20 protein-coding genes and 1 pseudogene are annotated in these 18,727 nt (G+C 73.7%); 10 read left to right on the forward strand and 11 right to left on the reverse strand.

Features of this window, described 5'->3' with window-relative positions:
* The first annotated feature begins 300 nt into the window (after positions 1-300).
* The 3 genes from ACH5AO_RS14070 to ACH5AO_RS14080 all read left to right on the forward strand — a co-directional run bounded on the left by ACH5AO_RS14070 (position 301) and on the right by ACH5AO_RS14080 (position 2,577).
* Positions 301-915: an ABC transporter ATP-binding protein gene (locus ACH5AO_RS14070; RefSeq protein WP_398924720.1), complete on the forward strand. Its 615-nt coding sequence runs from the start codon at positions 301-303 to the stop codon at positions 913-915.
* Positions 912-1,682 (forward strand): hypothetical protein, encoded by a 771-nt coding sequence (locus ACH5AO_RS14075; protein ID WP_398924506.1) that lies wholly within the window; start codon positions 912-914, stop codon positions 1,680-1,682. Before ACH5AO_RS14070 ends, ACH5AO_RS14075 begins: the two co-directional genes overlap by 4 nt.
* 268 nt (positions 1,683-1,950) lie before the next feature.
* Positions 1,951-2,577, forward strand: coding sequence for a hypothetical protein (locus tag ACH5AO_RS14080; RefSeq protein WP_398924507.1), 627 nt, complete (start codon positions 1,951-1,953; stop codon positions 2,575-2,577).
* Positions 2,578-2,658: 81 nt separating this feature from the next.
* Here ACH5AO_RS14080 and ACH5AO_RS14085 read toward each other — a convergent pair whose 3' ends face one another.
* The 3 genes from ACH5AO_RS14085 to rpmG are packed head-to-tail and all read right to left on the reverse strand — an operon-like array spanning position 2,659 to position 3,291.
* On the reverse strand, positions 2,659-2,787 hold the full coding sequence (locus tag ACH5AO_RS14085; protein ID WP_398924721.1) for a ribosomal protein bL36: 129 nt from the start codon (positions 2,785-2,787) through the stop codon (positions 2,659-2,661).
* A gap of 32 nt (positions 2,788-2,819) precedes the next feature.
* Positions 2,820-3,077 (reverse strand): type B 50S ribosomal protein L31, encoded by a 258-nt coding sequence (locus tag ACH5AO_RS14090; protein ID WP_398924508.1) that lies wholly within the window; start codon positions 3,075-3,077, stop codon positions 2,820-2,822.
* 49 nt (positions 3,078-3,126) lie between these two features.
* Positions 3,127-3,291, reverse strand: coding sequence for a 50S ribosomal protein L33 (rpmG, locus tag ACH5AO_RS14095; RefSeq protein ID WP_398924509.1), 165 nt, complete (start codon positions 3,289-3,291; stop codon positions 3,127-3,129).
* A 341-nt stretch (positions 3,292-3,632) separates the two neighbouring features.
* Between rpmG and ACH5AO_RS14100 the strand changes: the two genes are divergently transcribed.
* Positions 3,633-3,857, forward strand: a complete 225-nt coding sequence (locus tag ACH5AO_RS14100) for a helix-turn-helix domain-containing protein (protein WP_398924510.1) — start codon at positions 3,633-3,635, stop codon at positions 3,855-3,857.
* Between the two features lie 230 nt (positions 3,858-4,087).
* On the opposite strand, the gene ACH5AO_RS14105 is transcribed toward ACH5AO_RS14100, so the two are convergent.
* Positions 4,088-4,828 (reverse strand): Type 1 glutamine amidotransferase-like domain-containing protein, encoded by a 741-nt coding sequence (locus ACH5AO_RS14105; RefSeq protein ID WP_398924511.1) that lies wholly within the window; start codon positions 4,826-4,828, stop codon positions 4,088-4,090.
* Between the two features lie 140 nt (positions 4,829-4,968).
* Positions 4,969-5,226 (reverse strand): hypothetical protein, encoded by a 258-nt coding sequence (locus tag ACH5AO_RS14110; protein WP_398924512.1) that lies wholly within the window; start codon positions 5,224-5,226, stop codon positions 4,969-4,971.
* Between the two features lie 390 nt (positions 5,227-5,616).
* Here ACH5AO_RS14110 and ACH5AO_RS14115 point away from each other — a divergent pair, with 390 nt between their 5' ends.
* The gene (locus ACH5AO_RS14115) at positions 5,617-8,442 is read left to right on the forward strand and encodes a SpoIIE family protein phosphatase (protein ID WP_398924513.1); all 2,826 of its coding nucleotides are present in this window, start codon (positions 5,617-5,619) and stop codon (positions 8,440-8,442) included.
* 205 nt (positions 8,443-8,647) lie between these two features.
* On the opposite strand, the gene ACH5AO_RS14120 is transcribed toward ACH5AO_RS14115, so the two are convergent.
* Positions 8,648-9,208, reverse strand: coding sequence for a hypothetical protein (locus ACH5AO_RS14120; RefSeq protein ID WP_398924722.1), 561 nt, complete (start codon positions 9,206-9,208; stop codon positions 8,648-8,650).
* A 229-nt stretch (positions 9,209-9,437) separates the two neighbouring features.
* On the opposite strand from ACH5AO_RS14120, the gene ACH5AO_RS14125 reads away from it, so the two are divergent.
* Positions 9,438-10,025, forward strand: a complete 588-nt coding sequence (locus tag ACH5AO_RS14125) for a TetR/AcrR family transcriptional regulator (RefSeq protein WP_398924514.1) — start codon at positions 9,438-9,440, stop codon at positions 10,023-10,025.
* A 195-nt stretch (positions 10,026-10,220) separates the two neighbouring features.
* On the opposite strand, the gene ACH5AO_RS14130 is transcribed toward ACH5AO_RS14125, so the two are convergent.
* The 3 genes from ACH5AO_RS14130 to ACH5AO_RS14140 all read right to left on the reverse strand — a co-directional run bounded on the left by ACH5AO_RS14130 (position 10,221) and on the right by ACH5AO_RS14140 (position 12,498).
* A complete protein-coding gene (locus tag ACH5AO_RS14130) occupies positions 10,221-11,054 on the reverse strand; it encodes an alpha/beta fold hydrolase (RefSeq protein WP_398924515.1) in 834 nt (277 codons plus the stop codon).
* Between the two features lie 55 nt (positions 11,055-11,109).
* Positions 11,110-11,949 (reverse strand): alpha/beta fold hydrolase, encoded by an 840-nt coding sequence (locus tag ACH5AO_RS14135; RefSeq protein ID WP_398924516.1) that lies wholly within the window; start codon positions 11,947-11,949, stop codon positions 11,110-11,112.
* A gap of 108 nt (positions 11,950-12,057) precedes the next feature.
* Positions 12,058-12,498 (reverse strand): DUF5707 domain-containing protein, encoded by a 441-nt coding sequence (locus ACH5AO_RS14140; RefSeq protein ID WP_398924517.1) that lies wholly within the window; start codon positions 12,496-12,498, stop codon positions 12,058-12,060.
* A 240-nt stretch (positions 12,499-12,738) separates the two neighbouring features.
* Here ACH5AO_RS14140 and ACH5AO_RS14145 point away from each other — a divergent pair, with 240 nt between their 5' ends.
* From ACH5AO_RS14145 to ACH5AO_RS14155, 3 genes are read left to right on the forward strand one after another with little or no spacing between them, the layout of a single operon-like run.
* A complete protein-coding gene (locus tag ACH5AO_RS14145; protein WP_398924518.1) occupies positions 12,739-15,078 on the forward strand; it encodes a sensor histidine kinase in 2,340 nt (779 codons plus the stop codon).
* A complete protein-coding gene (locus ACH5AO_RS14150) occupies positions 15,075-15,758 on the forward strand; it encodes a response regulator transcription factor (RefSeq protein ID WP_361748471.1) in 684 nt (227 codons plus the stop codon). Before ACH5AO_RS14145 ends, ACH5AO_RS14150 begins: the two co-directional genes overlap by 4 nt.
* Before the next feature lie 37 nt (positions 15,759-15,795).
* The gene (locus ACH5AO_RS14155; RefSeq protein WP_398924519.1) at positions 15,796-16,107 is read left to right on the forward strand and encodes an SCO4225 family membrane protein; all 312 of its coding nucleotides are present in this window, start codon (positions 15,796-15,798) and stop codon (positions 16,105-16,107) included.
* 89 nt (positions 16,108-16,196) lie between these two features.
* On the opposite strand, the gene ACH5AO_RS14160 is transcribed toward ACH5AO_RS14155, so the two are convergent.
* Positions 16,197-17,075, reverse strand: coding sequence for a GNAT family N-acetyltransferase (locus ACH5AO_RS14160; protein WP_398924520.1), 879 nt, complete (start codon positions 17,073-17,075; stop codon positions 16,197-16,199).
* Positions 17,076-17,242: 167 nt separating this feature from the next.
* Between ACH5AO_RS14160 and ACH5AO_RS14165 the strand changes: the two are divergent.
* Positions 17,243-17,401 (forward strand): annotated as a pseudogene (locus tag ACH5AO_RS14165) (transcriptional regulator); the annotation flags it as partial.
* Positions 17,402-17,500: 99 nt separating this feature from the next.
* Here ACH5AO_RS14165 and ACH5AO_RS14170 read toward each other — a convergent pair.
* A complete protein-coding gene (locus ACH5AO_RS14170; RefSeq protein ID WP_398924731.1) occupies positions 17,501-18,163 on the reverse strand; it encodes a hypothetical protein in 663 nt (220 codons plus the stop codon).
* Between the last annotated feature and the right edge of the window lie 564 nt (positions 18,164-18,727).

Raw genomic sequence — 18,727 nt, forward strand, 5'->3', positions numbered from 1 at the left:
CGTCGTTGGCTGGTCGGAACCCGTGCACTCCACCGCTCCCGAGGAGCCGTCCGTGGCCAGTTCGAGCCCGCTGTCCGTCGACCGGGACGAGGGCGCGCCGCCCCTCCGGTGGCCGTTCGCCGAACGCGCGCACGCCCGAGGCGCCGGCCCCGGCGAGTCCGCGCCGCGGCGGACCGGCGGGCCCGGTCTCCCCGCCGGCTCCCCGTCCCCGCGCCGCAGACCCGGCTGCCGCCGGGAGCCACGGGACCGGCGGTGCGCGGGAGCGGCCCTCCGGGGCCGGACGTGAGGCGGCGGGCGGCGGTGGTGCTGCGCGTCACGGGGGTCCGCAAGGGCTTCGGGTCCCGGCAGGTCCTGCGCGGGGTCAGCTTCGAGGCGCGGGCGGGGCAGCTGGTGGGCATCGTCGGGGAGAACGGCGCCGGGAAGACCACCCTGTTGCGCGTCCTCAGCGGCGACCTGCGCCCCGACGAGGGCCGCGTGGACCTGGTGGGCACACGGGGCTACTGCCCGCAGCACCCGGTCCTGGACGAGGAACTGACCGTGCGCCAGCACCTGCGTCTCTTCCAGGTCGCCTACCGCCTTCCGAGTCCCGGCCGCGCGCTCCGGCTGATCGACGTCCTCTCGGCGGCCGGCTACCTGGACGCGCCGGTGAAAGTCCTCAGCGGTGGCACCCTGCAGAAGCTGAACCTGGTCCTGGCCCTGATGCACGACCCTGACGTCCTGCTGCTCGACGAGCCGTACCAGGGCTTCGACTGGGAGACCTACCTGCGGTTCTGGGACCTCGCCCAAGAGCTGAAGGACCGCGGACGCACCGTGGTCGTCGTCTCCCACCTCGCCCACGACACCGGACGCCTGGACGTCCTGCACCATCTGCGCGACGGCCTCCTCGGGCCCTCACCCACGGCGGACACCGCGTGAGCGCCTACCTGGTCGCCTGCCGTTACGCCCTGCTGGCCATGGCGAAGAACCGGCTGGCCGCCGTGCTCCTGATCGCCTTCATCCCGATGTGGATCACCGTGGCGAAGACCCTCACCACGCCGAAGGCGTTTCCCTTCCGGCTGCGCGCCACCGGAACCTGGCTGCGCGCCGGCGGGGACGAGATCACGATGATCAGCGGCTCACTGAACGCCGTGTCCCTCCTCGTGGGGTTCCTGATGTTCAGCGCCGCCCGCCGCACCAGGGCCTTCGACCGTCGCCTCACCTCGGCCGGCTATCCCAGGGCCGCCCTCATCGGCGCCAAGCTCACCACGCTCCTGGTCGCATCGGTGCTGGTCAGCTCCTACGCCACCGCCTGGATGCTGTTGTTCTGGTCTCCCCTGCAGCCCTTCCTCCTCGGCATCGCGGTCCTGGCGATCTGCCTGGTCTACGGGGCCATGGGCATGTGCCTGGCGCTCTTCCTGCACGGTGAGGTCGAGGGACTGGTCACGATCATCATGACCAGCATCATCGACCTCGCGCCGCAGAACCCCGTCGCCAGCACCACCGCCGACAAAGCCCTGGTCGAGCTGCTTCCCGGCTACGGCTCCCTCCAGACCGGCCTCGCCGCGGGGTTCACCCGGAGCGCCACCTTGAGCCCTCTGCTCCACAGCACGGTCTGGCTGGCCGTCATGACCACCACCGTGATCGCCGCCTTCGCCCTCCGCACCCGCACCCACCAGCCGTCCGCGCCCCACCGCGACGGGTGAGGACTGCCGCGGAGGCGTGGGCGGCGGAAGTCACGGAGCCGGGAGAGGGCGCGCCCGGCGCCCCGGCGATCGAGGACCTGGCACCGAGCCGGTTCCGGCCGCCCTCGGAGCCGGCCGGCCCCGGGCTGGGCCGCCGGGCGTCACACCGTGCGGCGGCTCCTTGTGCCCCGGGGCGGGAACCATCCGGCCGCAATGACTCGTCACTGATCACTGTCGCCGCCCTGAACGGCGGGACACACCACGAGCGGAACGACAACGGGGGGATTCCATGAAGTGTGCGTACGCGGCGAGAGCGGGCCTGACGGCCGTGGCGGTGCTGACGGTGCTGACGGTCGGCGGCTGCCGGGCGGAGGACGCGGGACTTCCCGCCGTCTCCCCGAGCGGGCGGGTCTCCGGGTCCGCGTCGTCGACGCCTCCGGCGGAGCGGAGCGGTCCGCGCACCCTGGTGGACGCTCCCGCGGCGGGGGGCCTGGACAAGCTGACGGGGGAAGGAGCCCTGACGGACGTCCCCGTCGACCCGGGCGAGATGCGGGACGGCATGACGCTGGTCACCGGCAACTACGGGGACCCGGACGGACGGGGCGGCGCACCGGTGCTGTTCGAAGGCGTCGACCACGTGCCCGAGGACACCCATGAGCGTCGTGAGCACTTGTTCCGCGGCATGCTCGAGCACATCCGGTGGGACCCGGAGCTGGGCACCCCCGAAGCCCGGCCGGTGGAGCCGGGACCGCTCGGCGGCTCGGTGGAGTGCCTGCTCGCCTCGCTGAGCGAGGACGGCAACGTCATCTGCGGCTGGGCCGACGAGGGCACGGCGGCCGTCGCGCTCTTCGAGGACAGCACGCCCGCCGCTGCGGGAGAGCTCTTCGTCGAGATGCGCGGGGACCTGGAGCGCTGACCGGCCGGTCCCCCGCCGGTACGACGGACGGCCCGGCGCCGCGCGTGCGGTGCCGGGCCGTCCGGTCGGTGAAGCGGCTCGTCAGCCCTGGCGGGCCTTGGAACGCGGATCCTTCTTGTCGATCACGAAGGTCACGCCCCGCCGGCGCACCACCTGGGCGCCGGGCCTGGCCTTCGACGAGCGCGGGGACGTGCGTACCTTCGTCCCGATCCCCTTCCGCGGGACCGGACGGGGTGCCGCGGTCAGCGGCGGGTGCGGGCGGGGCCGTAGCGCCGCTCGAAGCGCTCCACGCGCCCCGCGGTGTCCACGACGCGCGCGGCGCCGGTCCAGAACGGGTGACTGGCCGAGGAGATCTCGACGTCGACGACCGGGTAGGTGGCGCCGTCCTCCCATTCGACCGTGTGCGGTGAGCCGATGGTGGAGCGGGTCAGCAGCCGGAAGCCGGACGCGCGGTCGCGGAAGACGACCGGGCGGGAGACGGGGTGGATGCCGTGCCTCATGCGATGTCCTTCCTGGGGTGCCTCCGCCGCCGGACGGCGGAGGCGGGGCTCATCGTTCCTCGCGGAAGACGACGTGTGCGCCGGCGACCGCGTCGTACTTCCGCAGGACCAGCCGGTCGGGGTCGTTCAGACGGTTCTTGCGGGTCACGTAGGTGACTCCCGTGCCCGCCGTCGACTTCAGCCTGACGACCGGCCGCGCGGTGCTGCGTGCCATGAGGTGCTCCTTCCGCCACCACCCGAGCTCATTGACTCGGACATGTCATACATGGTGTGCAACGGCTTCGGTGGCCGCCGTATTCCGGCGGCTCCGCTTCCGGCGGGACGGGACCGCCGTCCGGCGCGGGCTTCAGCCGAACGATCGTCCCTGCGGGCAAGGGGTGAGGCCCGGGGACACCGTCCCCTCCCCGGCCACGCCCTCCCCAACCGCACCCGCCCGCGGTTTGTTCCCCCTCCACGGAGCCGGGAGGGGACAAGGCGTCCCCGTCCTGTGACTCGCCCCGTGTCGGGGGTAGACGACGATCACGGCCGGACGTCGATCACCGAAGGAGACGAGCCGTGGAGAAGGGCAAACAGATCACGGGCAGGGCCCGTGCGGAACTCGCGCGGGAGATGAAGGAGCAGTACGAGAACGGCCTGTCCATACGGGCCATCGCCGAAGCGCACGGGCGGTCGTACGGGTTCGTCCACCGTGTCCTCACCGAGGCCGACGCCCCGCTGCGCAGCCGGGGCGGGAACCGTGCGCACCGGCGGCTCGCGGAGACCGGGCGTCCGCAGGGGTGACCACGGGCCTCCGGCGAGGGCTCACCACGGGTCGGGAACCCGCGGACCGCAACGGCGAGGCCGGCCGGTCCGGTTCCCCGGACGGTGCGACCGGCCGGAAGCCCGGTGAGCGGGGCGGGACGGTCACCAGGGGCTTGTCCCGCCCCGCCGGCCCACCCCTGCGCGGGCCGATGCGGCACCGGGCCCTCTTCTCGCTCCCGTGCCCGTCCGCGGGTGGTCGAGCGGTGCCGTCACGCCCCGGGAGGGGTCAGCCTGCGGGGTTCGATGCGTTCTTCCACCACCCCGGCGCCGTCGCCTCTGACGATGTAGGCGCCCTTACCAGGGATCTCCGTCACCGCCTCCACCAGTTCCGTCCCGCGGTAGACCAGGCCGACGCCGTCGTCCGTGCAGTGCGCCGTGGGCACGGTGCCGTCCGCCACGAGCCGGTGCGTCAGCGGACGCCGGCCCTCGTCCGAGTCGTAGTGCACACCGTTGCCGTAGGGCAGGAAGCCGAGCCCGTTCGTGACCGGGCGCAGTTCCGGCCCGAACGAGTCGGTCGCGCCTCCCCGGAACCAGCAGAGGGAGCCCGCGCTGACCCCGCTGAGGACGACACCGGCCTGCCAGGCGCGGCGCATGACGCGGTCCAGGCCGTGCGCCCTCCACACCGCCAGCAGATTGACCACCGAGCCCCCCATGACCCAGACCACGTCGTGGTCGAGGACGGAGCCCTCCACGTCCTCGACATTGGGCATGGGGAACAGGTGCAGAGGCGTCAGGTCGAATCCCGCCACCCGCGCGGCCTCGGTCATGCGGGTCGTGAAGTGCTCGGCGTCCCCGATGGCGGTCCCGACGTACATGATCCGCGGGCGTCGGCCGTGCACCCCGGAGAGGTCGACCGCATGATGCACCAGGGCGTCGAACACCACCCTGGTCCGTCCTCCGAGTCGATGCCCGCCGGATGTCGCGAGGATGGTCGGTTCTGACGTCGCCATGGCCATGATCGTATCGCCGGCGCACCGACCCGCCCGGACCGCCTCGGGCCGAAAACCCCTACGGGAGGAGCCCCGCCCTCGACGAGGTGGCCGGCCGCCGGCTCACGGACCGGGCCACCGCCGCCCGCGGCCGGTTCCCCTCATGAGGCGGTGCCGTGGAGGTACTCGGTCAGGGCCTTGCCCGGCTGGAAGGCGGCGGAGCCTCCGTCGGCGTGGAAGCGCCCGAAACTGCCGGCCACCACCGCTTCGTCGTGCTTGAGCGCCTCGGCGATCACGCCCGCCATGTCGACCGTGCCGAACAGGGCGTCGATCACCTGCTCCGCGTCTTCCTCGCGGATGTCGTGGCCTCCCTGAGCGGCCTTGCGCACGCTGGCCCGGGCCAGTTGGGACTTGTCCATGTCACTCCTCTGCTCTCGCTGTCCGGTTTCCCCTGTCCGGCCGCGCCGGGACAGGGGGCCCGGACCTCTGGGCCGGAAGGGTCTCCGTGGCCGGGTACGGACGGGCCGCCCGCCACGACGGGGCGGCCGGCCCTCATCCGCGGAACGGACTCACCCTCCTCAGAGGGTTCGCCGTCTCCTGACGACAGAAACGGGGCGAAAACTTCCGCTTCGGTCAGTCTGCACCACTTGCCCCTCCTCGGCTGGCGGGACGAGTCCGGTACCGCGGGGACTTGGGACCGGCCCCTCCGTGACACGGCCGACAGCCCGCACCCCGGCAGGCCCGGGGCCTCCGCCTCCGAGGCGCCCACAACCAGGCGCATGTCCCATTTGCCCGATTACCCTGATTCTGTGGACCCGTATCCGACTCCTCCGGGCAGTGGTCCCGGCGACCGGACGCAGCCGGTCGCCGGAGTACGTCCGGAGATCCTCGCCTCCTGGGAGCGTTCGCAGTCGCTCGGCATCGACCGCGAGAGGGCGGTCCTGCCGGTCGAGAGCGACCTGGATCCCGACTCCCTGCTGATCAGAGCCGCCACACCGGTGCTGGACCGCCTGCACGAACGGTTCTCGGGCGTGCCGGTGACCGTGGTGCTGACCGACTCACGGGCGAACATCGTGGACCGGCGGGGCGACCCGGCGGGGCTGGAACTGATGGACGCCGCCTCCCTGGTGCCGGGCGCCAACGTCGACGAGCGGTTCATGGGGACCAGCAGCGTCAGCATGGTGCTGAGCACCCGGGCACCGTTCATGGTCGTCGGCCACGAGCACTTCCTGCACGACCTCAAGGAGCTGACCTGCATGGCCGCGCCGGTGCGCGACCCGGTGGGCGGCACCGTGCGGGGCGCGGTCAACCTCTCCGTGCCCCAGGTGCTGGCCAGCCCCGGCATGGCGCTGGTGCTGCAGAACGCCACCGAACTCATCGGGGAACGCCTGCTGGAGCTGAGCACGGCCCGCGAGCTCGAGCTGATGCGCTCCTTCCACCAGGCCAGGGAACGCGGCGGGCACGCCGAGCTGCACCTCGGCTCGGGTGAGCTGCACCGGCCGGACGGACCGGCGCCCCGCCTGACCCCGCAGGAGCGGCTGATGCTGCTGGAGCGTGCGGTGGAGTTGATCTCCTCGGTGGACCGGACGTTCGCCGAGGTGCCGTTCGGGGGCAGCCGCGTGGCCGTGCTGCGCCGCCGGGAGCTGCGCCACGGCGATGTGGAGGGCGCGGCGGTCGAGGTCAGCTTCGAGGACTCCCGTGGCACGGGGACGCCGGGCCCGGCCACCGTGGCCGCCCCCGACGGTCGTCATGTGCCGCTCCTGGGCCGTCCCGCCGCGGCGGCGGAGGCGGGTGCGTCCGGCGCGCCGGCGAAACCGCACACCGTCGGACCGGCCGACGCGTCGCTGCTGCTGGTCGGCGAGCCGGGCGTCGGCCGGCTCGCCGCCGAGGCGCGCGGACGGCTGTCCCTGCTGAACGAGGCGGGTGCACGGCTCGGCACCACCCTGGACATGCGGCGCACCGCCGAGGAACTGGCGGAGATCGCCGTGCCGCGCTTCGCCGACCTGGTCGTCGTCGACCTGGCGGAGTGCGTCCTGGCGGGCGAGGAGCCACCGCCCGGGCGGCCGCGCCCCGACGTGGCACTGCGCCGGGTGGCCGCCTGGTCGGGCGAGGACTCCCGTGACACCCCGGCCGACGGCGTGGACGAGCCGGCCCGCTACCCCGCCGGCACACCCCAGGCCCGGTGTCTGGAGACCGGGCGGCCGGTGACGGACTCGGTACCGACCGCCGCCCTGTCCGGGTCGCCGGCCGGCCGGGCGCACCCCGTCGGCCTGCTCGGCGAGGGCGTGCACTCCTACCTGTGCGCGCCGCTGTCCGCGCGGGGCTCCGTCCTGGGCCTGGCGGGCTTCTACCGCCGCGGCAGGTCGAACCCGTACGAGCAGGACGACCTGGCGCTGGCGGGCGAACTGGCGGCCCGTGCCGCGATCAGCGTGGACAACGCCCGCCGTTACCGCCGGGAGCACCACGCCTCCCTGACCCTGCAGCGCAGTCTGCTTCCGCACGCCCTGCCCCGGGTGAGCGCCGCCGAACTCACCTCCCGTTATCTGCCCGCGGACGCCAGGGCCGGTGTGGGCGGGGACTGGTTCGACGCGATCCCGCTGTCCGGGATGCGCGTGGCGCTGGTCGTCGGTGACGTGCCCGGAAGCGGTCTGCAGGCGGCGGCGACCATGGGCCGGCTGCGTACGGCGGTGCGGACGCTGGCCGGTCTCGACCTGCTGCCCGAGGAGGTGCTGGCCCACCTGGACGACCTGGTCAGCCGCGCTCCCGACGAATCGGCCGACGAACAGGACCCCGCGACGGGGGCGACCTGCCTGTACGCGGTGTACGACCCGGTGACGTGCCGCTGCACGGCCGCGCGGGCCGGTCATCCGCCGCCCGCCGTGCTGACACCGGGCGGGCGGGCGCGGCTGGTCGAGCTGCCGAGCGGTCCGCCGCTCGGGCTCGGCGGGATCCAGCCGTACGAGTCCGCCGGCGTCGACCTGCCCGCGGGCAGCCTGCTGGCGATGTACACCGACGGCCTGCTCAAGGAGGACCGCGGCTACGGGGACACCGACGTGCGCACCGGGCGGCTGCTGGCCTCGCTCAGTCGCGGCGGTCCGGCGCTGGAGGACGTCTGCGACCGGATCACGGCCACCCTCCCGCCCGGCGGCCCGTACGACGACGTGGCCCTCCTGCTGGCCCGTGTGCACGCGCTGTCCGAGGACCGGGTGGCCACCTGGGAGTTCCCGTCCGACCCCTCGGTCGTGGCGCGGGCCAGGGCGTTGACCCGCGCCCAGCTCGCCGCCTGGGGCATGTCGGAGCTGGACTTCAATACCGGGCTGGTGGTCAGCGAGTTGATCACCAACGCTGTGCGGTACGGCGGCCGGGGGCCCGTGGGCCTGCGACTGCTGCGCGACGACTCACTGATCTGCGAGGTCTCCGACCGCAGCAACACCTCTCCGCGCATCCGGCGGGCGGCCATGACCGAGGAGGGCGGGCGCGGTCTGTTCCTGGTGGCACAGTTCACCAGCAGTTGGGGCGCCCGCTACATGCCGCAGGGCAAAACGGTATGGGCCGAGCAGTTGCCGCAGCCCGGGCGGTCCGTGCCGGAGACGGACGAGCAGGCGCTGCTGGCCATGTTCGACGACTCCGGCTGACCGCCCGGGCCCAGCGGTGGCGGCGGTCCCGGGGCCGTTCGTCAACGTCTTCCACCGGGAGGCACGGACCGTTCCCCGCCCGCCTCGCGCAGGAGGCCCTCCGGCGGACCGGGCCCGCCCGCCGGCGAAGTCGCCGGTGTGCGTGCGGGCGCGCGCCCCGGTCGCCGCCGGCCTGTCCGACGGACGGGTTCGACGTCCGGAAGGGTCACGCCCCGTTGCGGGCCCGGTTCAGCCGGAGCGCCGAGACGAGGAAGAAGACACCTCCGAGAAAGGCGTAACCGGCGAGGCTTCCCAGCTCGGGGTCGCCGCCGCCCGCCTGCGCGAGGAACGAGGTGCCGGCGGCCGTGGAGATGGCACCGCTGATGATCATCGGCCACTGGCCGCCCAGTTCCCTGCGGCCCGCGCCCACGACGAGTTGGACGAGTCCCGAGGTGATGGCCCAGGCTCCCCAGACCCGCAGGACGGCCGGGATGCCCGACGTGGCGGCGGCGGCCAGGCCGACGACCGCCAGCGAGCTGATCGCGATGTTGACGTACAGGAATCGGGCCGTACCGCCGTCCGCCTTCGCGGACCGGACGTCGACGACCGCGGCCGCCACGTCGAACAGGGGGTAGACCAGCAGCAACGTCGTGCTGAGCGCTCCCAGTGTCCCGGCGGTCGTGAACAGCAGGGCGGCCCACACGGCGGCGAAAGTGAACCGCAGGAAGTACAGCTTGCGCAAGGCGGAAGGAACGCTGGCGGAGGTCGTGCCGACGAGGGTGTCCACGGAAGTGCCTTTCTGCGGCAGCGAATCGGTGCGGAACGGCTCGGTCATGCGTGCTGTGGCCGGCTCACCGTTGCCGTCGGTCTCGCGTCCGTGAAGGAGAGCGCGCGACGGAGGGCCCCGAAGGCGCCGCCCATCATGAGGGAGAACGTTCTGTCTTGCCAACAGATCAAAGAGGGTGGACGGGGCCACTGTCAAGACCGAACGTTCTCCCTTTTGGTAGCCTGGCGGCATGAGTCGGAGCCCGAAAGGCGGCAGCACGTCCGAAGCGCGAGCGCGGCTGCTCAGCACAGCGACCCGGATCTTCTACGCCGAGGGGATCCACTCCGTCGGCATCGACCGGGTCATCGCGGAGGCGCAGGTCACCCGGGCCACGCTGTACCGGCACTTCTCGGGCAAGGAGGAACTCGTCCTCGCGTACCTCGACCAGGCCGACCGGGGGATCCGGGAGCAGGTCGCCACCGCCCGGGCGAGCGGCGGGTCGGCGGCCGACGGGGTCCGGGCCGTCGCCAGGTCCATCACCGAAGGCATCCGCTCCCCCGGGTTCCGCGGCTGTGCCTTCCTCAACGCGGTGGCCGAGTATCCCGACCCCGCCCACCCGGTCCACCGAGCCGTCCTGACCCACCGGCAGTGGTTCCTGGACACCGTCACGGACCTGCTGGCACAGACCGGCGACGCGCCCGCCGAGGCAGCCGGCCGGCACCTCGTCATGCTCCGGGACGGCGCCATGGCAGCCGGCTGCCTCTTCGACCCCGAACTGGTCTCCGAGACCTTCCTGCACGGCGTCGAGGGAATCCTGCGGGCCCGCACCGACTCGTGACGGCCGTGCGGCCGGCGCGGAGCCGACGGCCGCACGCAACGCCATTCACTCATCGGCGGTCGCGCCTACGCGGTCACTCCGGTTCCGGAACGAGGTCACGCGGTCGTTCATGTGACCGCCGGCGCCGGATGCGTCACGGTTGTCCCTCTTCGTGACCGGACAGCGGTGCGACCGCCGGGGGCCGGGCGTCGCTGCTCACTTGGCCAGGAAGGCGAGGAGGGCGTCGGTGACCTCCTGGGCGTGGGTCCACAGCAGGCCGTGCGGGGCGCCCTCGATGACGACGTACTCGGCCTGCGGCAGCGCCCGGTGGAAGGGCTCGCCGGTGGACTCGATCGGCAGGATGCGGTCGGCGGTGCCGTGCAGGATCAGCGCCGGCACGTCGATCTTGCCGATGTCGGCGCGGAAGTCGGTGGTCCAGGTGTCCACGCAGGCCAGGGAGGCGTACCAGGAGGCGCCGGCGGCGGTGTTCCAGCTGTGGCGCAGGGCCTCCTCGCCGATCCGGGTGCCGAGGTTCTCGTCGAGGTTGTAGAAGTCCTGGTAGAAGGCGGTGAAGTAGGCGTAGCGGTCGGCGGTGACGGCCTGCTTGATGCCCTCGAAGACGCTGCCGTCGACGCCCGTGGGGTTGTCGTCGGTCTTGAGCAGGAAGGGTTCCAGGGAGGCGAGGAAGGCGGCCTTGGCGATGCGTGCGGAGCCGTGGGTGCCCAGGTAGCGGCCGACCTCGCCGGTGCCCATGGAGAATCCGACCAGGACGGCGTCGTGGAGGTCGAGGGTTTCCAGGACGGTGTGCAGGTCGGCGGCGAAGGTGTCGTAGTCGTAGCCGGTGGTGGGCCGGCCGGAGCGGCCGAAGCCGCGCCGGTCGTAGGTGATGGCCCGGTAGCCGGCCTCCAGCAGGGCCGCGGCCTGCTTCTCCCAGGAGTGGCCGTCGAGCGGGTAGCCGTGGATCAGCACGACCGGCTGCCCGGTGCCGTGGTCCTCGTAGTAGAGCTCGATGTCGGTGGTGTTCTCCCGGCCGACGGTGATGAACGGCATGGTGGTCGCTGCCTTCCTGGTGCGAGATGTGACGAGGGGGTGGGGTCGGGTGGTGTCAGCGGACCGTGCGGGCGGCCTGCTCGACGATGCGGGTCACGGCGCCGGGACGGGAGACGGACACCGCGTGCGAGGCGTCGATCTCGGTGGTGCGGGCGTGGGCGCGGTCCGACATGAAACGCTGGGCGGCCACGGGGATGTTGAGGTCCTCGGTGGTGACCAGGGACCAGGAGGGGATGGTCCTCCAGGCGGCCCGGGTGGACTTCTCCTCGAGCGCGGCGGCGGCGATCGGGCGCTGGCCCGCGGCCATCAGCCGGGCCTTGCCGGCCGGTACGTCCGCGGCGAACTGCTTGCGGAACTTGTCCTGCGCGATGTAGACGTCGGCGCCCCGACTGCCGTCCGGCAGCGTGTGGTTCACTGGGTCGATCACGTCGCCGAGGGTGCTGCCGGGGAACTTGTCCGTCAGCCCGAGCGAGCTCTCACCGGCGTCGGGCAGGAACGCGGCGATGTAGACGAGGGCCTTGACCTTGTCCTCCAGGCCGGCGGCGGCCTGGCTGATGACGGTGCCGCCGTAGGAGTGGCCGACCAGGACCACTGGCCCGTCGATGTGCTGGACGACGCCGCGCAGGTGGGCGGCGTCGCTCGCCGGACCGCGCAGCGGGTTGGCGGCGGCCACGACCGGGTAGCCCGCCCGCTCCAGGCGCTCGACGACGCCGTCCCAGCTGGAGGCGTCGGCGAACGCGCCGTGTTCCAGCACGATCGTCGGCCGCGTCTGCTGGTGGCGGGACGCCGCACCGGCCTCGCCGGGCAGCGTCACCGCCGTGACGGACAGGCCGACGGCCGCGGCACCGAGCAGGGTGAGCAGCCGGACGGAGGGGGTCGGTCGGGTGATGCGCATCTTCCATGTCCTTCTGTGTGTGGGGCTGGTGCCCTGATCGGGACGGGCGGGGCGGCCGGCCGGCGTCACCACGGCCGGCCGCCCCGGGCACCCGGTCCTGGTGACGGGTCAGCGGGTGACGTCGAACGTGGCCGCGCGGGGCACGAACGTCGTGCCGCCGTCCTTCGCCGTCGCCAGCACCGACACGTGCCAGGTGCCTTCCGCCAGGTCGGCCGCGTCCTGCCGCGTCACCTTCAGCGTGTAGGCGCAGTGGGACGTCTCGTCCGAGGTGCTGCGGCACTCGGCCTCGTCGACGTACCGCAGCTCCGACTCGGTCGGGTCGAGCTCGGAGCCGGCCGGCCACGCGACGACCCTGACCTCGCGGACACCGGAGTCGTCGCTGACGTCCGCGGTGAACGAGAGCTTCCCCTCGCCCCGCTGGGACGGAGCGGTGTAACCGGCGGTGCCGTTCTCCACGGTCGGCTGCGTGGCGGTGGAGGCCATGGCGTAGCCGCCGGCGGTGAGGGTGACGAGGCCGATGACGGACGGGACGAGAACGCGCTTGGACATGAGGGATCCCCCTGTGTGCGAGTGGAGTTTCGACGGACGGGAAAGCCCAGGAACCGCTGGTCGGTCGGCCGCTTTCCCGATGTGATCGAGACTAGGGCCGGGATGCCCGCCCGATCCTCCCGCCGCGGGACGATTGCCGCGTCGAACCGCGGGTGGAGCCTCTGCACCCCAGGTAAGGGAAGGGGGTCCGCCTCAGGCCTGAGGACAGCCGCTCACCTGCGGTCTTAACCTTGATCTCTTATGAAGAGAACCGACGACCGGCTCCTGCCCCTCGTGCTGCTCGGCGCCCAGGCCCTCGTGTGGCCGGGAGCGGAGGCGATCCGCGGGAGTGTTCCGGCGGGGGCCGACCTTTTCGTGGCGGCCCTCGTCGCCGGGCTGGTGACGGCCGCGCTCTCACTGCGCCGTTCGAGGCCGGTGCTCGCCCTCGTCGTGGTCGCCGCCGCGTGTGCGCTGGGGGCCGGTCCCCTGCCCGCCGGGGCCACGGCGGTGCTGGGGACGGCGGGTGCGGCCCTGGCCCTGTTCACTGTGGCTGGTGAACGCGACGCCTTCACCGCCCTGTTGTGCGTGGTGACGCTCGCCCTCTGGCAGTCCCTGTACGGCATCACTCTGCACGGGATCGGTGACCGCGACGGACTCGACCTCGCCTTGACGGCCGTGCTGTACGCCGCCGCGTCCGCCGCCGGAACACTGGTACGGCGCAGCCGGCGCACCCAGCTGGCCGCCGAACAGCGGCTGAAGCGGGCCGAGATCGAGCGTCACCGGCTCCCGGCGGTCGAACGGCAGCGGATGGAACGGGAGTTGCACGACGTCAGCGCCCACCATCTGACGGCCGTGGTCGTCACCGCCGGTGCGGCGCTCGGGCTGCGCGACCGTCGTCCCGAACTGGCCGAGGAGGCCCTCCGGTTCGCCGCCGAGACGGGCCGTGAGGTCACCCGGGCGCTCGGCGCGGTGCGGGCGCCGGCGCCCGCACGGGACCAGCAGCCGTCGCCGAGGGACCGGATGCTGGCTCTGGTCGCCGGGTTCTCCCGGCTCGGCCAGCACGTGGAGTGCGAGATCGACGCGCTGCCGGACGGTGCCGTCGGGGACGCGGCGTACGGCATCGTGCGCGAGGCACTGACCAACGTGGCGCGGCACGCGTCCGGTGCGCACACCACCGTGAGGTGCCGGTACGGCGACACCCGCACGGAGGTCGTCGTCACCAGCGCCGCACCTCCGGCCGGTTCGCCGGCGCACGGCGCCGGTCTCGGCTCGGGGCGCGGCCAGGGCTTTCTGCGGTCGCGGGCCCGGGAGGCGGGCGGCACCCTGACCAGCGGCCCGACGGCGGAGGGCGGCTGGGAGGTGAGCGCGGTCCTGCCCGGCCGGCTCGTCGCCGCCTCGGTGAGACCTCCGGTCCCGTGGCGGTACCGCCTGGCGCAGGTGACGGCCGCCGTCGGTCTCCTCGTACAACCGCTGCTGCCCCTGCTGGTCGTCCGGACGGAATCCGCGTCGAACGGACCGGGGGCGTCGGCAGGCGCGCTCTTCGCACTGCTGGCCGCGGGGCAGGCGCTCGCACTGCTGTGGCGGCACCGGGCGCCCCGCACCGCCCAGGGTGTCGTGTGTGGTCTGGCCCTGCTCTGGCCGGTGGCGACGGCCGTGGGCGAGTACACCGGCTGGGTGCTCCTGCCTCCCCTGCTGAGCATGGCCGCCACCTGCGCGGTGATCGCCTCCGCCGCGGCCCGCGCCGCCGCCACCGGTCCGTCCGTCGCCGAAGACCGCCCGGACGTGTCCGTGTGGGCCGGACCGGTCGTGGCCACGGCGGTGCACGCGGCGGCCACGACCACCGCCCTGGTGCACCGGGGCGCGTCCTTCCCCGGCTGGGTGCTCGCCCCGGGGTCAACGGCCCTGGCGGCGCTGGTGGTCGGCGCGGCCTGGTGGGGCGGGACCCTGCGCGGGCGTCACCGCCGGGCCGCCCGCAGCGCGCAGGCGGAACATCTCGCGGCCTGGACCGAGGAGGCGGTACGGGACGCCTGGGCCGAGCGCCGCCGGATCGCCACCGGTCTGGAGACCACCGTGCTGGCGCGGACCGCCGACATGGTCGCGCAGGCCGAGGCGGGCCGGCTCGACGAGGCCGCCGAACGCGCCCGCGAGGCCCTCGCCGCGATGCGCGCCCTGCTCGACGCGGTCCGGGACGGCGAGGCCGTGCCCGCACTGCGTCCACAGCCCACCCTGCAGGCGCTCGACCTCCTCGCCCATCAGGTCCGGGCCACCGGCCGCGACGTCGGGATACACCTGACCGACCGCATACCAAGACGGCTGCCCACCACCGTGGACCTGGCCGCCTACCATGCCTGCGAAACGGTACTCGCGGCCGGCGGCGAGGAGTCGATGACAGTGGAGATCGACGCGGACGACACCGCGTTGACGCTCACGGCGACCGGCGTTCCGGACACCGCGCGTTCCGCCCTGCGCCGACGGCTGTCGGCGCAGGCCGCCACGGCCGGCGGGACGGTCACCGCCGGCCCGTCCGGTCCGATCCGCGTCCTGCTGCCGCTGACCGCCGCACCGGCCGCCCCGCAGGACGACGAGGAGAGACAACGATGAGCCTCAGGGTGCTGGTCGTCGACGACCAGGGCATCGTACGGGCGGGGTTCGCCGCCGTGATCGACGCCGAGGAGGACATGACAGTCGTCGGTGAAGCCGCCGACGGCGCCGAGGCCGTACGCCTCGCCGGGGAACTGGCACCCGACGTGGTCCTCATGGACGTCCGCATGCCCGAACTCGACGGCATCGCCGCCACCCGGATCATCACCGGACACCCTGACGCCCCCCGCGTCCTGGTGCTGACCACCTTCGACCTCGACGCGTACGTCTTCGACGCACTGCGCGCCGGCGCCTCCGGCTTCCTCCTCAAGGACGTGCACCCCGGCGAACTGCTGAACGGCATCCGGGTGGTGGCCGCGGGCGAGAGCGTCCTCGCCCCGTCCGCCACCCGCCGGCTCATCGGCCACTACGCCTCCAGGCCGAGCACCGCGCTCCCGGGCGGCACCACCCCCCGCGAGCTGAACCACCTGACCGGCCGCGAGCGCGACGTCCTCGGCCTGATCGCCGCGGGACTCACCAACACCGAGATCGCCGAACACCTCGGCATCACCGTCGGCACGGTCAAGTCCCACGTCAACGCACTGCTCCGCAAGCTCGAACTGCGCGACCGCGTCCAGGCGACGATCCTCGCCTACGACCTCGGTCTCGCCCACCCGAACCCGCCCCACTCCCCCGCCTGACGGCCCGTCGGCCACCACGATCCAGGAGTCCGTCCCCATGACCGGTCCAGGTCTCTTCGTCCTGCGCGGTGTGCGCCGCGCCCTCGGCACCGTCGCCGCCCGTGTCTACCTGACGGGCTGCGCACTGCTGCTCGGATGGGCGCTCGTCGCCGCTTCCGAGGGATCCATGGCCATGGTCGTCCCGATCTTCGCCAGCCTCCCGGCCGGCCTCGTGCTGCTGCTCGTCCTGCCCGAAGGCGACACGACGTTCCTGATCTCCATCGTCCTCGGAACACTGATCAACGCCGTGATCATCGGCTGGTGCGCCCGTGCGCTGCGCCGCGGGAGCAACCCGGACACGGCATCCTGACGGCGGAACCCGCTCGGGGCGGCCGGATCGGTCCACCCGCCCCGGGCCCGGACCGGAGCGTGGGAGAGGACCAAGGTCCCCTCACCGCCTTACGGTGCGCCGTAGGAAAACCTGTACCCGGCGAAGTCGGCGACGTGGACGTATCCGATGCGCTGGTAGAGGGCGTTGCTGGTGGGGTCGGCCGGGTCCGTGAAGAGGACGACGTCCGTCGCGCCCGCGGCCAGCGCGGCACGGCTCACCTCGGCCGTCACGGCGCCCGCGTAGCCGCGGCCCCGGAGACGGGCCGGGGTGTAGACGGGGTCCACCCGGACCATGCCGCCGACGATCGAGGTGGCGGCCGCCATGGAGACGGAGGTGCCGTCCGGGGTCTCCCAGAACGTGAAGTGCCTGTCGCCGAAGCGCGAGTCGTCCCAGGAGCCGGCGTCGATCAGGTCGATGGAGGACTGCTCCCCGACATCGACGCAGAACTCGCGGCACCACCGCACGACTTGCTCACGGTCCTTTCCGCCCACGAGGCGCCCCCGGCCCTCCGGGCACGGCTGCGGTGGGGTGAGCGTGCCGAGACGGTAGAGGTGAGTGCGCCAGAAGGGGACCGGTACCGCACCCGTGTGCCGCTGCCATGACTCGGCGAAGGCGCCGGCGGTGGCGCGGTCCGCGATGACGTCGGAGGGCGAGTGGCCGAGGCCGGCCAGGTGGGCGGCGAGGGCGTCGGTCCGCTCGGCGGACAGGGGCGTGAGGCCCAGGCGGCCGCGCGGAGTGCGATAGAAGACCGCGCGGACCTCGCCTCCCGACTCCAGTCGGCCGAAGACGGTGGTTCCGGCACCGCGTGCGTCCGCCCCGCGTGTCCGCAGTTTCTCGATGTCCGTCAACGGCGTGTTGTGCAGGGCGGGCCGCGAGCGCAGGAAGTCTCCGGCACGAGCGAGGAAGTCGTCCACGTCTTCGGTGAGTCGCCAGTCGTCCGGAAGCATGCTCCATGATCTCGGATCCGCCCGGCCCGGGGAAGCACTTCCCTGGGCCGCAAGGTGTCCCAGGGGGTAGGTCCGGGCGGCGACCGATGCGCCACGGCCCACCGGCCGCTCGGGACGGCCGTGTCCCGGCGGGTCGTGGGGGACGGTCCGGAAGCCGTCCGCCCCGAACCGACCAGGCCGCCGAGTTCCCCACCATGCTTCCGCACGCCCTCGGCGTCGAGGGCGGTCCCTGCGAGATCCCGGGGATCTTCGACCGCGACGCCCGCCGCGGCCACCAGCGCGACGGCGGCGAGGCCACCGGCGCCGGCGGTTCCTCGGACCGACCCGCGGCGGCGGCCCGTACGGAAGTGCCGGGTCCGACCCCGTCGGGGACGGGGTGCGAGCGGACGGACCGCGGGAAGCCGCCATCGGCGCGGGAGCGCGCATCAGCCCGCACGACGCGGCGGATCGGGTGGTGCGTCCGGCGCGGGGAGGACGTGCGCGGAAGCGGCGTGCGCACGGCGGCCCGCGGCCTCCCGGGCGTCGACCGGTTCGGCCGACAACAGCAGCGCCTCGCCGTCGTCGTGGGCCGGTTCGAGCCAGTACAGCCAGTAGGTTCCCGGTGCCGGCAGCGGCGGGGCGCCGTCCGGTACGACGATGGCGCGTCCGTCCGCCGACACGCCGGCGGTCCCGATCACGCCCGGCGCGCCCACGACCCGGCACTCCCTCAGGGCCTCGACGCGACGACGGTGGCGGCGCCGGGCCCTCCACCGGGGCAGCCCGGCGAACAGCGCGAACGGCACGGTGTGCACGCCGAAGAGCAGGGCGATCAGCCCCATCACCGCCAACGGCCCGGCCACCCGCCCTTCCGGCAGGCCGGAGTTCGGGTCCGGGGAGACCGCCACCAGCACTCCGGAGCCGACGACCACGGCTCCCGTGCCCAGCAGGGCGGCCCAGGCCAGCAGCGGCGGCCGTACCCTGCGCCCGGCGACCGACCTCCGCTGCCCGTCGGTCACCTCACCGACGGCGTTGGCGGCGAGCGCCCCGGGGCTCGTCCAGACCTCAGCGGTCGCGGGCGTCGCCTTCCCCCGGCCTCTCCCACCGCGCACCGCCTCACCCCCCGCCTCCCTCATTGAGGACCGGTCGCCCGGGGGTTGTCCAGAGTGGGCTCCCCACGCCCGTCGGGGGCCGGCCCCGCCTGGACCCGACCCGGCCGACCGGGGCGGGCCCGGCCGTCAGCGCCTCGCACACCTCCCTCCGGTCATGGGCGCCGCACCCCGACCGGGCGCACAGGCAGGCCGCGGTGAGGCGTGCGAGCGCGGTGACGCGTCCGGGGTCCTCGTCGAGGGTCTCCGCGGCGTCGTACCCGGAGATCCCGCCGCGCAGGTGCTCCGCGCCGAACAGGGTGGGCAGGGTCCTGGGAGCGGGGGCGAGGCGGTAGGGGCCGGGGGTCGGGAGGCGTCCGGGGACCGCAGGTCCGGGGCCGGCGGTCCCGCCCGCGGAACGGGCCGCGTCGCGGCGGTCCGGAGACCGGCCGGAACCGGGAGCGGTCCGGTGCGCAACCGGCCGGCGCCCGACCTCACCCGTGGGACGGACGGGGTTCCCGCGCGCGGCCCAGACCGGGTTTCGGGGCCCGGCCGCGGGGTGACTCCGAGAATGGCGTGACCACCGCT

It is taken from the genome of Streptomyces sp. NPDC018964 (assembly GCF_044390325.1).
Lineage (GTDB): Bacteria > Actinomycetota > Actinomycetes > Streptomycetales > Streptomycetaceae > Streptomyces.

Bases quoted from the DNA above. Each gene is read 5' to 3' on its own strand.
- ACH5AO_RS14105 (WP_398924511.1), bottom strand. From the start codon at position 4,828: ATGGCGACGTCAGAACCGACCATCCTCGCGACATCCGGCGGGCATCGA.
- ACH5AO_RS14145 (WP_398924518.1), top strand. From the start codon at position 12,739: ATGAAGAGAACCGACGACCGGCTCCTGCCCCTCGTGCTGCTCGGCGCC.
- ACH5AO_RS14160 (WP_398924520.1), bottom strand. From the start codon at position 17,075: ATGCTTCCGGACGACTGGCGACTCACCGAAGACGTGGACGACTTCCTC.
- ACH5AO_RS14140 (WP_398924517.1), bottom strand. From the start codon at position 12,498: ATGTCCAAGCGCGTTCTCGTCCCGTCCGTCATCGGCCTCGTCACCCTC.
- ACH5AO_RS14080 (WP_398924507.1), top strand. From the start codon at position 1,951: ATGAAGTGTGCGTACGCGGCGAGAGCGGGCCTGACGGCCGTGGCGGTG.
- ACH5AO_RS14125 (WP_398924514.1), top strand. From the start codon at position 9,438: ATGAGTCGGAGCCCGAAAGGCGGCAGCACGTCCGAAGCGCGAGCGCGG.
- ACH5AO_RS14090 (WP_398924508.1), bottom strand. From the start codon at position 3,077: ATGAGGCACGGCATCCACCCCGTCTCCCGCCCGGTCGTCTTCCGCGAC.
- ACH5AO_RS14130 (WP_398924515.1), bottom strand. From the start codon at position 11,054: ATGCCGTTCATCACCGTCGGCCGGGAGAACACCACCGACATCGAGCTC.
- ACH5AO_RS14150 (WP_361748471.1), top strand. From the start codon at position 15,075: ATGAGCCTCAGGGTGCTGGTCGTCGACGACCAGGGCATCGTACGGGCG.
- ACH5AO_RS14135 (WP_398924516.1), bottom strand. From the start codon at position 11,949: ATGCGCATCACCCGACCGACCCCCTCCGTCCGGCTGCTCACCCTGCTC.
- ACH5AO_RS14110 (WP_398924512.1), bottom strand. From the start codon at position 5,226: ATGGACAAGTCCCAACTGGCCCGGGCCAGCGTGCGCAAGGCCGCTCAG.
- ACH5AO_RS14155 (WP_398924519.1), top strand. From the start codon at position 15,796: ATGACCGGTCCAGGTCTCTTCGTCCTGCGCGGTGTGCGCCGCGCCCTC.
- rpmG (WP_398924509.1), bottom strand. From the start codon at position 3,291: ATGGCACGCAGCACCGCGCGGCCGGTCGTCAGGCTGAAGTCGACGGCG.